10 protein-coding genes are annotated in these 13386 nt (G+C 74.7%); 4 read left to right on the forward strand and 6 right to left on the reverse strand.

All coding sequences use genetic code 11. The annotated features are described in order from the left end of the window. Positions 1–21 precede the first annotated feature (21 nt). From cydC to EV374_RS23880, 6 genes are read right to left on the reverse strand one after another with little or no spacing between them, the layout of a single operon-like run. Positions 22–1836, reverse strand: a complete 1815-nt coding sequence (gene cydC / locus EV374_RS23855) for a thiol reductant ABC exporter subunit CydC (RefSeq protein WP_132238997.1) — start codon at positions 1834–1836, stop codon at positions 22–24. Further along, positions 1836–3557, reverse strand: a complete 1722-nt coding sequence (locus EV374_RS23860) for an ATP-binding cassette domain-containing protein (protein WP_132238999.1) — start codon at positions 3555–3557, stop codon at positions 1836–1838. Before EV374_RS23860 ends, cydC begins: the two co-directional genes overlap by 1 nt. Then, complete coding sequence (locus tag EV374_RS23865; RefSeq protein ID WP_132239001.1) at positions 3554–4351, reverse strand: ABC transporter ATP-binding protein; 798 nt, start codon at positions 4349–4351, stop codon at positions 3554–3556. Before EV374_RS23865 ends, EV374_RS23860 begins: the two co-directional genes overlap by 4 nt. Continuing rightward, entirely contained in the window at positions 4348–5322 is a 975-nt protein-coding gene (locus tag EV374_RS23870) for an iron chelate uptake ABC transporter family permease subunit (protein ID WP_132239003.1), read from the reverse strand. The genes EV374_RS23865 and EV374_RS23870 overlap by 4 nt, the downstream gene beginning before the upstream one ends. Beyond that, positions 5319–6293 carry an iron ABC transporter permease gene (locus EV374_RS23875; RefSeq protein ID WP_132239005.1) on the reverse strand — a complete coding sequence of 325 codons (975 nt, stop codon included), beginning with the start codon at positions 6291–6293 and terminating at the stop codon, positions 5319–5321. Before EV374_RS23875 ends, EV374_RS23870 begins: the two co-directional genes overlap by 4 nt. Then, on the reverse strand, positions 6290–7273 hold the full coding sequence (locus tag EV374_RS23880) for an ABC transporter substrate-binding protein (RefSeq protein WP_207914496.1): 984 nt from the start codon (positions 7271–7273) through the stop codon (positions 6290–6292). Before EV374_RS23880 ends, EV374_RS23875 begins: the two co-directional genes overlap by 4 nt. Before the next feature lie 236 nt (positions 7274–7509). On the opposite strand from EV374_RS23880, the gene EV374_RS23885 reads away from it, so the two are divergent. From EV374_RS23885 to EV374_RS23900, 4 genes are read left to right on the forward strand one after another with little or no spacing between them, the layout of a single operon-like run. Continuing rightward, entirely contained in the window at positions 7510–10656 is a 3147-nt protein-coding gene (locus EV374_RS23885) for a non-ribosomal peptide synthetase (RefSeq protein ID WP_132239007.1), read from the forward strand. Then, entirely contained in the window at positions 10653–11969 is a 1317-nt protein-coding gene (locus EV374_RS23890) for a condensation domain-containing protein (RefSeq protein WP_132239009.1), read from the forward strand. The genes EV374_RS23885 and EV374_RS23890 overlap by 4 nt, the downstream gene beginning before the upstream one ends. Next, complete coding sequence (locus tag EV374_RS23895) at positions 11966–12214, forward strand: phosphopantetheine-binding protein (RefSeq protein ID WP_132239011.1); 249 nt, start codon at positions 11966–11968, stop codon at positions 12212–12214. The genes EV374_RS23890 and EV374_RS23895 overlap by 4 nt, the downstream gene beginning before the upstream one ends. Further along, positions 12211–13383 carry an acyl-CoA dehydrogenase family protein gene (locus EV374_RS23900; RefSeq protein WP_207914497.1) on the forward strand — a complete coding sequence of 391 codons (1173 nt, stop codon included), beginning with the start codon at positions 12211–12213 and terminating at the stop codon, positions 13381–13383. Before EV374_RS23895 ends, EV374_RS23900 begins: the two co-directional genes overlap by 4 nt. Positions 13384–13386 lie beyond the last annotated feature (3 nt).

Consider the following 13386-nt stretch of genomic DNA (forward strand, 5'->3'; position numbering starts at 1 on the left):
TCGCTGTCCGTTACCGGGGAGTCAAGGGTGTGGTGCGTGCCGGTCAACCGGAAGTTGATCGGCCAACAGGCGGGCCAGGGGTTGCCGGTCGCGCAGATCTCTGAAGGTGCCATCGGCGACGACCCGGCCGGCGTCGAGCATCACGACGCGGTCGGCGCGCATGATCGTGGACAGACGGTGGGCGATCACCAGGGTCGTCCGTCCGGCGCGGGCGGCGTCGAGGGCCTCAGCCAGGTCACGCTCGGTGCGAGCGTCGAGGTTCGCCACGGCCTCGTCGAGGACGAGGATCGGCGCCTCGGTGAGCAGCGCGCGGGCGACGGCGACCCGGGCCCGCTGGCCACCGGAGAGGGCGCCACCCCGCTCCCCGACAGGGGTCTCCAGCCCGCTCGGCAGTTCGTCGGCGAACGCGCTGACCTGTGCGGTGTCGGCGGCCCGCCGTAGGTCGGTGCCGGTGGCGTCGGGCCGGCCCAGGCGGATGTTGTCGGCGATCGAGCCGGGGAAGAGATGCACGTCCTGGGGCACGACGGTGACCGTGCGCCGAAGATCGGTGTCGGTGAGGTTCCGCAGGTCGACGCCGCCGACGGTGATCCGGCCAGCGGTGGGGTCGGCGTAGCGCAACAGCAGGTGGACGCAGGTGGACTTGCCGACGCCGGAGGCGCCGACCAGGGCGACGGTCTCGCCGGGACGGATCGTGAACGAGACGCCCGACAGCACCGGGCGGCCGGGCAGGTAGCCGAAGTGCACGTCGTCGAAGGCCACCTCACCACCGGCAGGAGCCGGCAGTGGGGCGGTCGGGGCGGTGACCGGTGCCGGGGCGCGCAGCAAGGTGTCGATGCGGTCAGCTGCGGCGCGCAGGACTCCGGCCTGCTTGAACAGCAGCGCGGCCTGGGCCGCCGGGCCGAGTACGGTTCCGGCGAGGACCACCGCGATTGGTGCTAGTGCGGGGTCCAAGCGGCCCGTACCGACACCGTCGGCCACGACCAGCAGCCCGCCGACGCCGGCCACGGCCAGCAGCGCGTCGATGAGCGCCGTCTCCAGGCCCGCCCGGGCGGCGTTGTCCCGCTGCGCCCGGCCGAGCTGCCGGGTCCGCGCGGCCAGGTGGGCGCGCTGCCGGTCCATCGCACCGAAGACGGTCAGCTCCCGCAGGCCCTGCACGGTGTCGACGATGTCGGCCGTCATGCTGGCGGTCGCCGCCCGGACGCGCGTGCCGTGCCGGTCGGCGTAACGACGCAGCAGCCACGGCACCACCGTGATCAGGCTGGCCAGCGGCAGCACCACGGCGGGCAACCACGGGTCGATCGACGCGGCGAGCAGCGTGCCGGCGGTCAGGACGACGGTGGCGGTCAGCAGCTGCGCGATCGTGTGCGCGAAGAGCCATTCCAGGGTCTCCACGTCGGACAGCGCGACGGTGGTGAGGTCACCGGAGCGCCTGCCGGCCAGTCCGCCGGGCGCGATCCGGGTGATCGCGTCGTAGACCCGCAGTCGCAGGTCGGCCAGGACCCGGTAGGCCAGGTCGTGCGAGACGAGCATCTCCCACCAGGTGGTCGCGGCGATGACCGCCACCAGCCCGCCGAGCACCGCGGCGACCATGTCGACCGGTGTGGGCTCCCCGGACACCGCCCGTCCGAGCAGCCACGCGCCGAGGACCGCCGTGCCGGCGATGCCGAGTTGTCCGACGAGGTTCGCCGCCAGGGTCGCCCAGAAAGCCCCGGAGTGCCCCGCGATCGCGGGCAGCAGCCGCCGCAGCGCGCCGGGCTGCCGGTCGTCGGGCCCGGGCTCCGCGGCACGGCCGGTCGACGGGGCGGCCGGGTCGGGTGCGAGGTCCGTCGTGACCATCAGGGCACCTCCTGCGCGGTGATGAGCTCTGCGTAGGCGCGGGTGGTGCGCAGCAGGTCGTCGTGGCTGCCGGTAGCGGTGATCCGGCCGTCGCGCATCAGCGCGATCCGGTCGGCGTGCCGGACGCTGGCGAGCCGATGGGCGATGACCAGGCAGGTGCGCCCGCGCGTGGCGTCGGCCAGCGCCGTCACGATCTCGGCTTCCTGTCGTCTGTCCAGGTGGGAGGTGGCCTCGTCGAGAACGAGCACCGGGGCGTCGGCGAGCAGCGCGCGGGCGATGGCCAGTCGCTGCCGCTGCCCGCCGGAGAAGGTGGTGCCGCGCTCGCCCACGGCTGTCGCGTACCCGTCCGGCAGGGCCGTGATGAAGTCGTGTGCGCCGGCGGCGCGGGCCGCGGCCCGCAGGTCGGCGTCGGTGGCGTCCGGGCGGGCCAGGCGCAGGTTCTCCGCCACCGTGCCATGGAAGAGGTACGTCTCCTGCGCGACCACGGTCACCGTCCGGCGCAGCGCGTCCCGCGTGAGGTCGCGCAGGTCGACGCCGTCCACGGTGATCTGGCCGGTGTCCGGGTCGAGGTGCCGCAGCAGCAGGCTGGCCAGGGTCGACTTGCCCGCGCCGGACCGGCCGACCACCGCGACGGTCTCGCCGGGGGCCAGCCGCAGCGTCACGTCCCGCACCGCCGGCGACTCCCGTTCGGGGTAGCGGTAGCTGACCGCCTCGATGGCGACCGCCGGGCCTTCGGCGAAACGGGGGACGACGCGGCCGGTGTGTGTCACCGGGGCCGGCGCGGTGAGCAGGTCGGTGAGGCCGTCGACGGCGGTGATGCCGAGGTAGCCGGCGTGCCAGTGCGCGCCCAGGTCGCGCACCGGCCGGAAGCACTCCACCGAGACCAGCAGCACCAGGAACGCGGTGGTCGCGTCGGCCCGGCCGTCGCTCGCGGCCACGGCCGCGGCGACGGTCGCCGCCGCGAGCCCGGCCTGGATGAGCAGGGCGCTGATTCCGCTCTCGATCAACGACAGCCGCAGCTGCATCATGGTGGTGGCGTGCAGGTCGTGGTTGCGCGCCTCGATGCGGTCGCGCATGCGGTCGACCGCGCCGAAGGCCCGCAGGGTCGCGGCGCCCTGCAGGGTGTCGAGGAAGTCGGCGGCGAGCGCGGTGAAGGCCGCCCACCGTCCCCGGCCCCGCCGCAGGAGGGTGGCGTCCCACACCCGTGGGACGGTCAGCACCAGCAGCACGGCGGTGCCGAGCAGCGTCGCGGCGACGGGCGCGACGGTGGCCAGCCACCCCACCAGCGCCGTCGGGACGGCCACCGTGACGAGCACCTGCGGGACGTAGCGGCTGTAGTAGGCGTCGAGCCCTTCCACGCCGTCGACCAGCGTGGCCTGGGTGCGCCCGGTGCGCGCCCCGGTCAGCCAGGCCGGGCCCAGCTCGGCCAGCCGCGCCACCAACCGGTCGCGCAGCCGGGCCCGGATCCGGGCGCCCGCCGTGGCGGTGGCGACCTCCCGCCAGTACAGCAGCACGGCCCGGGTCACGATCACGGCGAGCACTCCGGCCAGCAGCGGGGGAATGGCGTCGAGGTCGCGGCGCGACGCCGCCGCCAGCGCCGCGGCGAGCAGCAGGGCCTGACCGACGTACGCGGCCGAGACCGCCACGCCGAGCGCCGCGCACCCGGCCACCGGTCCGGCGACGGCGCCGCCGAGTCGCACCAACTCCCGATGGACGATCACGCCGCCTCCAGCGGGGTGTCCGCCAGCGCCCGGACGGTGCCGGTGTGCGCGTCGGTGACCACCCGGCCGCGTACGCCGAACACGGTGGCGAGCAGCTCCGAGGTGACCACCTCGGTGGGCGGCCCGTCGGCGGCGACCCTGCCCCCGGCCAGCGCCACGACCCGGTCGGTGAACCGGGCGGCGTGGTCCAGTTCGTGCAGCACCGCCACCACGGTCAGGCCCCGCTCGGCATGCAGGCGACGCACCAGCGACAGCACCTCCAACTGGTGCCGTACGTCGAGGAAGGTGGTCGGCTCGTCCAGCAGCAGCACCGGGGTCTGCTGCGCGAGCGCGAGCGCGAGGCGGACCCGCTGGCGTTCCCCGCCGCTGAGTGTGTCCACCTCCCGCGCGGCGAGCCCCGCCACGTCCGCCGCGTCGAGTGCGGCGACCGATTCGGCGTCCTCCGGGCGCCACAGCATCCCCAACGGCCCCCGGTGCGGGTAGCGGCCCTGCGCGACGAGTTGCCGCACGGTCATCCCCGGCATCGGCGGTAGCTGTTGGTGCAACACGGCCACCTGCCGCGCCACGTCCCGCCGGCGCGTCGCGTGTGCCGGACGGCCGCGCAGCAGGACCCGCCCGCTCTCCGGCGAGTCGATGCCGGCGAGCAGCCGCAGCAGGGTCGACTTGCCGCAGCCGTTGCGGCCCACGAGCGCCACGCACTCACCGGGATGGATGACCAGGGACACCCCGTCGAGCACCGGCCGGTCCCGGTACCGGTACCGGACCTCCTCCGCCACGAACACCGGTTGCGTCATGACACCTCCACGTGAGACGACCTGCGCGCCACGACGACCAGGGCCACTGCCCCGAGCAGCGCGGTCACCGCGCCTGCCGGCACGCCCAGCCGCTGCGCGGCCGATCCGGACTGCACCATCACCGTCAACACCTGCGCGAGCGCGTCCGCACCCGCGACCGTGCTCGCTCCGACCAGCGCGCCGGCCGGCAACGCCCGACGCAGGTCCGCCCCGCACATCGCCCGGGCCACGTGGGGCACGACCAGCCCGACGAAGGCCAGCGCGCCGGCCAGCGCGACAGCCCCGGCAGCCAACGCCACCGCCAACGCGAGGCCGACCGCACGGACCGTGCGGGGCGGCACACCGAGCGCGACGGCGTGCCCGTCACCGGCGGCCAGCACGCTCAACGGGGCCGAGCACAGCCAGGCCAGCACCAGCGACGCGACCAGCCACGGCCACGCGGTCTGCACGTGCGCCCAGACCCGGCCGTCGGTCGAGCCGACGAGCCAGCGCATCGCGTTGCCGAACCGACCCGGCTGGTACGCCAGCAACAGCGCGGTGACCCCGGCCAGCGCTGCCGACCCGAGCAACCCGTACGCCGCCACCTCCGTCGTCGGGCCGTGCCGCGCCAGCAGCCACATCAGCGCGCCACCGAGGGCGCCGCCGGCCAGCGCGGCGAACAGCGCGCCGGAGGCCGAGTCCGCGGGCACCAGACCGATCTGGATGCCGGTGAGCACGCCGAGCACCGCGCCCGGACTCACCCCCGTCAGCTCCGGCGCGGCCAGCGGGTTGCGCAGCACGGCCTGCAACAGCAGCCCGGCCGCACCCAGCCCGGCACCGGCGAGCAGCGCGGTGACCAGGCGAGGCAGCCGCAGCTCGACGAGTATCCGCTGCTCCAAGGGATCCAGCTGCGGCCAGTCCACGCCGTTGCCCACAGCCAGTTCCGCAACGGCCGCCGCGAGCAGCGCCCCGACCGCCCACCACCACCTCACGACGTGCTCCGTCGCGTCAGCATGAGCAACCCGGCGACGATGCCGACGGCCGCCGTCCACGCGCCGAGCGGAGTCTCCGCCGGGGCGAAGACGTGTCGAGCGGCGAGGTCGGCGACCGTGGTGAACAGCGCGCCGATCGCCGCCGCCCAGGGCAGCAGGAGGCGCGCGTCGGCGGCCGGCCGCAGCCGGCGGGCAGCGTGGGGCGCGACGAATCCGATCCACGCGATCGGTCCGCACGGTCCCACCACCACGGCGACCAGGACGGCGGCGAGCCCCAGCACGGCGATCCGAGCCCGGCCCACGTGCAGCCCGACGGCCGCCGCCGCCTCGTCACCGAGGCGCAGCACCCCGAGCGCGGGCAGCGCCAGCACGGCCAGCGGCACGCACGCCAGCAACCACGGCAGCGTCAGCCGGGCGTGGTCCCAGGTGATGCCCGTGAGGCTGCCGACCAGGTACCGGAACAGCGTGTCGTACTGCAGCCGGTCGGCAGCCGCCACCACGGCCAGCAGTACCGCCTGCAACGCGGTGGAAACCGCCGCGCCGATCAGCAGCACCGCGCCCGGGCCGCGACCCGTGCCGGCAGCAGCCAGACACACCGCACCCCCACACACCGCCCCGACCAGCGCCACCACCGGCTGTAGCGCCACCGGGACCGGCAACGCCCAGACCACCGTCACCGCCGCTGCCAGCGCTCCGCCGGTGGACACCCCCAACAGTTCCGGCACGGCCAGCGGATTACGCAGGGCCGCCTGCATCAGCAGTCCCGCCGCCCCGACCGCCGCGCCGCCCAGGAGGGCGAGCAGCAGTCGTGGCATCCGCAGCTCCCACAGCACCACCCGCGCGACTTCCGTCTCCGCGGGCAGGCTCACGCCCAGGGTCAACCCGACCGCGACGGCGAGAGCGGCCACCAGCATCAACCCCGCCGACCAGCGCGGCACCTGGCGGGGCACGGCGACGCCGAGCGCCGTCACGCGGTCGCCTTGGCGACCGCCTCGTCGAGAATCAACCCCAACGCGCGGGTGCCCCGGCCCGAGGCCCACAGCTCCGCCGGCACCTCGTGCGCCCGGCCCTCCCGCACTGCCGTGATCCGCTTCCACACCGGGTTGGCGGCGTACTGGGCCGACACCGTCCTGGCGTCCGGGCCGAAGGTGAACGACTGGATGAACACGATGTCCGGGTCGCGCGTGAGGATCTCCTCCACGTTGTACGCCTGCGCGGTGTCGAAGCCGCCGCCCTTGCTCGGCCACGGATAGTCGAACACCTGCGACAGCAGATGGCCCAGCAGGTCGTCGGAGGTGTTGACCCCGATCGACGTGCCGCCGTACATCGCCAGCGCGGTCGTACTGTTCAGCCCGCGCTCGGTCGAGGTGGCCCGGGCGGCGGCGAGCCGGTCGCGGAACGCGCGCTCGGCCAGCACCTGCTGGGCGCCGCGGTCGGTGAGCGTCGCCACGTCGCGTAGGTAGCGCACCGAGTCCTCGTACGTCTTCACCTCAACCAGCCACAGCGGCGCGAACTTCTCGATCGCCGGGCGAAGCTGGTCGTGCGCTCCAGCGAGACCCATGACGAGGTCGGGCTTCGTGGCGGCGATGGCCGCCACGTCCTCGTTGCCGAACATGCCTGGCAGGGTGGGCACGGCCCTGCCGGCCTCCCCGAGGTAGTCGGAACGGGTGACGAGCTTCGGCGTGGTGGTCGCCGCCGGCGTCAAACCCAGTTCCACCAGCGCGTCGTCGCACAGCCCGGTCAGGCAGACGATCCGGTCCGGCTTCGCCTTCAGGCTCACCGTCTGCCCTCGTGCGTCGGTCAGGCTCAACTTGTGGGTCACCGCCTCCACCGGCGGCGCGGCGGGCGCGACGGCGGCAGCGGGCTGTGACGGTGCGGAGGGACCGGCGCAGCCGGTCAGCGTGACACCGGCGGCGAGCAGGGAGGCCAGTGCAAGACGTAGTCGTGTCACAACCAAGAACTTTCGTCGAGGGCAGGGCAATGCGGTAACGATAACGGTTGTCATGAGCGATTGCGTTTCGGGGTCGGGGCGGTCTGCGGGCCGGATGGCGGCGACCACTGACGGCAGCCGGTGGTCGCCGGGGCGGCAGGGCCCTACCGGGGCAGCGGCGTGACAGCGGCGTGACAGCGCGACGTCAGCGCACGCGCCAACACTGGCGGCGACCACCGAGGAGGGATCGCCGCCGCATGACGACCACGTCGAGGACGCTCGCGCTGTCCGCCCAGCAGGAACTTGTCTGGCTGCACCAGCGGCTGTCGCCCGACAGCGCCGCGTACCACTTCACGGCGGTCTTCGACCTCGACGGCGTGCTGGACCGCGACGCGCTGCGCCGCAGCCTCGAACGGGTCGTCGGGGGCCACGACGCGTTCCGGCTGGCCGTCTCGACCGACGAACCCACGCAGCGCATCGCCGACGGCGAGGTCCCCGTCCACCTCGACGAACTGGACCTGCGCGACGCCGCCGACCCCGAGGGTGGCTTCCAGGACGCCCTGCGGCAGCTCGCGGCGAAGCCCTTCCGGCTCGACGCCCCGCCGTTGGGCCGCTGGCTGCTGGTCACGCTGGCCGAGCGCCGGCACCGGCTCGTGCACTGCGAACACCACCTGATCCACGACGGACGCTCGTTCTCGACCTTCGTGGCGGCGCTGTTCACCACGTACCGGGCGATCACCTCCGGGCAGGAGCCGAGCGTGCCGCCCGCACCGGGCTACGCCGACTACGTCCGGCACTGCCGACGGCCGGCGTACCGCGCCGAGGTCGCCGAGGCCCTGTCCTGGTGGCAGGACGAGCTGGCGGGCACCGACTTCGCCGCGACGTTCCACGGGCTGGCCCGCAGCCGGGCGCCCCGCCGGGAGTTCACCGGCGGCCAGCTCCGCCAGTCGCTGCCACCCGCTCTCGTCCGCGCCCTGCACGAGCGCGCCGCACGCGACGGGCACACCCCGTTCGCGGTCCTCTACGGCCTCTTCGCCGAGCTGCTGCGTCGCCACCACGGCCAGGACGACTTCGTGCTCGGCACCGCGGTGGGCAACCGGCCGCCCGCCTTCCGCCACACGATCGGGATGATGGTCAACAGCCTTCCCGTACGGCTGCGCCACCAGCCCGGATGGAGCGGGACGGACCTCGCCGACGCCGCCATGCGGAGCCTGTTCGCCGCCCTCGACCACCAGGCCGCCCCGGTGCACGAGATCGTCCGCCGGCTCGGCGCCAGCACGGGACAGCTGGACAACCCGCTGTTCCGGGTCATGTTCAGCCAGCACGACAGCGCGCTGCCCCGGTGGACCGTTCCCGGCCTGGACGTCGGCGTGACCGAAGGGATCAACCTCCAGTCGGCGCGCTTCGACCTCGACGTCGTCGTCATCCCGGGCCACTGCGCCCTCGGCGACGGGCCCGCCGAGGCGCTGACCACGGTCTGGGACTACTCCACCGAGCGGTTCACCCCGGCGGACGTCACCCTGCTGTCGGCCCGGTACGAGCGGCTGCTGCGCGCCTACCTGGCGGCTCCCGACGCGCCCGTGCGGGAACTGCCGATGGACGAGCCACCCACCCCCGCCGTCGCGGCGAGCGGACGGGGGACCGCCCCGCCGGTGGCCGACCGGCTCCGCGCGGCCTTCGCGCGCTTCGCCGACGCGGTCGCCATCCACCACGGCTCGGACACGCTCAGCTACGCCGACCTCGCCGCGCGGGTCCGGCAGACCCGTGCGGCGCTGCACGACGCGGGTGCCCGCCCGGGGCACGTGGTCGCCGCGCTCCTGCCCCGGGGCGTGGACGCCATCGTCCACCTGCTGGCGTGCCTCGACGCCGGCCTGTCGTTCGCGCCGCTGCCGGTCGACACCCCGGACGTGCGCGTCACGCGGATGGTCGAACGCCTGCGCCCCGTCCTGCTCATCGCCGAACCCGACCGGTGCGCGCGACTCGGCGAGGCCGCGACGAACGTCGTCCCCACCGGTTGGACCAGCTCCGTCGCGCCGCCGCCCACGGCACGCACCGTCGACGCCGCGTACGTCATCCACACCTCCGGCTCCACGGGGGTGCCCAAGGCGGTCGCGGTCTCCCGGCCGTCGCTCGACGCGGCCGTCGACCGGAGCATCGAGGCCTACGCCCTGACCCCCGCCGACCGGACGTTGCAGTTCACCAACCCCGCCTTCGACGTCTTCCTGGAGGAGGTGCTGCCCACCCTCGCGCAGGGCGGCGCGCTGGTCGTCCCACGGGTGGACGTCCCGGACGGGGCGGAACTCGCCGCGCTGCTGCTGCTGCGCCGCGTGAGCGTGCTGAACCTCCCCACGGCCTACCTGGCGTCGGTCGTCGCCGACCTGTCCGCCGGCCTCGCCGGCCGCGACCACGCCCTGCGCCTGGTCGTCGTGGGCGGCGAGCGACTTCCCGCCGAGCTGGCCCGCGAGATCGCCGCGATCGCCCCCGACCTGCGGGTCTGCAACGCCTACGGGGTGACCGAGGCGACGATCACCTCCACCCTGCACGACGTCGCGCCGATGGCGCCGACCGGGGACGAGGTGCCCATCGGGCGCCCGCTGCCCGGGGTCCGGGTGGTCGTGCTCGACGACCGGGACGTGCCGCAGCCGGTTGGCGTACCGGGGGAGATCGCCATCGGCGGCGCGGGCACCGACTGCTGGTACGTCGACGAGCCGGAGCTGACCGCCCGGCGGTTCCGACCGCTCACGGCGGGCGGGGAACCGTACTACCGCTCGGGGGACATCGGCTACTGGCGCCCCGACGGGACGCTGTGCTTCGTCGGGCGACAGGACCGGCAGGTCAAGGTACGCGGCCACCGCATCGAGCCCGAGGAGGTCGAACTCGCCGCCAGGCGGGTCTCGGGCGACCGCGAGTGCGCGGTGCTGCTGTTCGGCGCGGCCGCCGGGGCGCGCCTCGTCGGCTTCGTCGAGGACCCCCCGGCCGGCCTCGTCGACCTCCTGCCCCGACGCCTCGGCGAGACCCTGCCCCGCGTGTCGGTACCGGAGCAGTGGATCGCAGTGCCCGCGTTTCCCCGTCAAGCGGGCAGCGGCAAGGTGGACCGGGCGGCCCTGCGCCGCATCGCGGTCGACCGGCCCGCGCCGCCCGCCCCTGACGTCGCCGATCCGGTCCTGCACCTGGTGCTCGCCGTGTACCGCGACGTGCTGGGGCGCGAGGTCGGCGCGCACGACGACTTCTTCGACATGGGCGGGCACTCCCTGCTGGCCGCCCGGGTCGCCGCCCTGGTCGAGAGCCGGCTCGGCCGGCGCGTGCAGATGCGACTCGTCTTCGAGCGGCCCCGCCCCGCCGACCTGGCCGAGGCGATCCGCGACCAGTACGCCCCCGCACCCGTCGCGGCGGGTACGCAGTGACCGTCTCCGCCCGGCTGCGGGTGCCGTACGCCACCCGCTTCGCGCGGGCCTGGCCCGACGGTCCCCCGCCGGATATCCTGCCGGCCGCCAGCGCGCAGCGCCGGTTCTTCCTGATCCGGGAGGTGACGAGCCGCCGACTGGTCGTCCCGCTGTCGTTGACGCTGCGCCCCGGCACCCTCGACGCCGACACGGTACGCACCGCACTCGGCCGCGTCGTCGAGCGGCACGCCGCGCTGCGGTGCCAGGTCGACGAGCGACACGGCGTGATCGTGCAGGTGGGACGCCCCGAGGCACCGTGCCCCGTCGACGAGGTGGGCGCGGCCGACGAGCACCAGCGGGCGGAGGCGGTACGGACGGCCGTCGCGCGGGCCGAACGCAGCGACTCCGGGCCGGTCGGCGCCCGGCTGATCCGGGGCACCGACGCCGACCGGCTCCTGTTCGTCTTCGATCACGCGGTGGTCGATGAGACCTCACTGCTGATCTTCCTGCCTGAGTTCGCGGCCGCCGTCGACGGGCAGCCCCGCCCCGGTCCGCCACCCGCGCGGTGGGACGAGTACCGCGACGCGGTGTGGCGACACGTCGACGCGGAGCTGGCGGCGGCGACCCCGGACCGGCTCGGGTACTGGGTGGACCGGCTCCGGCCGCTGGCCGCCCGGGACACCGACGGCACCGGGCACCGGCCGCCCGGCACCCCTCACACCGGGTCGAACGTCGTCGCCGTCGACGCGGTCGCGGTCGCCCCGTCCCTGCGGCCGACGCTCTTTCCGCGGCTCCTGGCGGCCCTGCACGGGGCCCTGCGGGACGCCGGACATCCCGGCCCGACGAGCGTCGGTTACGCCTGGGGCGGGCGCGGCGCCGGGGCGGAGCACCTCATGGGCTGCTTCATGAACACGACGATCTCGGTCGACGGGTCCGACCCGGCGGCGGACCCGGCCGCCGCCTGGCCGCCGTTCCTGACCCGGTTCTGGTCGGACGTCGAACACGCGGAGACCCCCTTCGACGAGGTGGTCCTGGCAGTGGGCGCCGCCACCCGCACGGGCTGGTCCGGCAACCCGGACGCCCTGCTCGCCTTCGAGGACGTGGCACACCGCCCCGTCCTGCGCATCCGCGACGCCGTCGCCGCCGAATGGCTCCCGCCCTGGCTCTCGCCGAAGGCGGCACTCGGCGCGACCGCGCAGTTCGACGGCGCCGTCGTCCGCCCCCGCCTGGCCTACGACCCGGGCCGGGTTCCACGTTCGTACGCCATCGAGACGGCCGCCGCCTGGCGTCGCCGGCTCCACCAGGTGCTGCCACCTGAAGGGAAGGGCTCATGACAGTTCAGCACACGCAGATGGACATTCCCGCCGTGGTCCGCCAGGCATGGGAGGACTGTCTGGACATTCGCGACCCCGCGCCCGACGACGACTTCTTCTCCCTCGGCGGCAACTCGCTGCACGCCGCGGCGCTGATGGCGGAACTCAGTGAGCAGTTCGGGCGGCGACTCCGACTGGCGCTGCTCATCCGGCATCCCACCCTGCGCGGGCTGACCGCCGTCGTGCGGGAGGTGATCGAGGCGTGACCAGCGCTTCCCCGGTCGGCCGTTACCTGCGCGAGCACGTACCGATCGTCGACTCCTTCCGCACCTTCGTGGCGCGCGAACTCGTGCCCATGGCCCGGGAGTTGGGGGTCGACGAGCCGACGGCCGTCGCGCCCGACGACCGCCGGCTCGTCCGCCGTCGCTCCGCGGACCTCGGGTTCTACGCCGGCGACTACCCGGAGGCGGTCGGCGGACAGGGCATGCCCTTCACCGCGAAGATCATGCTGCACGAGTACGCCGAGGCGAGCGGCTGCCCGCTCGCCCCCATCGCCCTCTGCAACGCCGAGGGCCCGAGCTGGCTGCTGCTCACCGGCGACCCGCGACGCGACGAGCATCACCTGCGCCCACTCGTCACCGCCCGGGCCACCCGGTGCCTGGCCCTCACCGAACCCGACGGCGGCTCCGACGCGTTCGCCCTGGCCACCACGGCGAGCCGCAAGGGCGACGGCTGGCTCCTGCGGGGGCGCAAGGCGTTCGTCTCCAACGCCGACCAGGCGGACCTGGCGCTGGTGGTGGCCCGCGTCGACACCGACGCGCCCCGCCGCTCGCCGGGGATATTCGCCGTACCGGCCGGGACCGCCGGGCTCGTCGTCGGCCAGCGCTTCGACGGCATGTCGGGGGAGCCGGTCTTCGAACTGCTGCTCGACGACGTGTGGGTCGAGGAGTCGGCTCTGGTTGGGACCGCCGGCGCCGACGGCCCCGACTGGCGCAGCGCCGAGGCGCTGGCCCGGGGCCGACTCCTGGTCGCCGCGCAGTGCAACGGGATGGCTGCCCGGGCGCTGGCCCTCGGCGTCGAGGTCGCGCGCACCCGGTCGTCGTTCGGCCGGCGCATCGGCGAGCACCAGCACATCCAGGAACATGTCGTGGCGAGCCGCCTGGCCCTGGAGTCGGCGCGACTGCTGACCGCCGCCGCCGCCCAGCACTTCGACGAGGGCGACGACGTCGTCGAGTTCGCCGCCCTCGCCAAGCTCGCCGCCAGCGAGGCCGCCTGCGAGGTCGTCAACCGGATGGTGCAGGTCCACGGCGCCGTCGGCTGGCTCCGCGGTCACCCCCTGGAGTACCTGTACCGGCAGGTCCGGGCGATGACCATCATCGAAGGAACCTCGGAGATGCAGAAGGTCATCATCGCGAACTCGATGGGGCTGGGGTGAGCG

The sequence above is a fragment of the Micromonospora sp. CNZ303 genome (genome assembly GCF_004345505.1).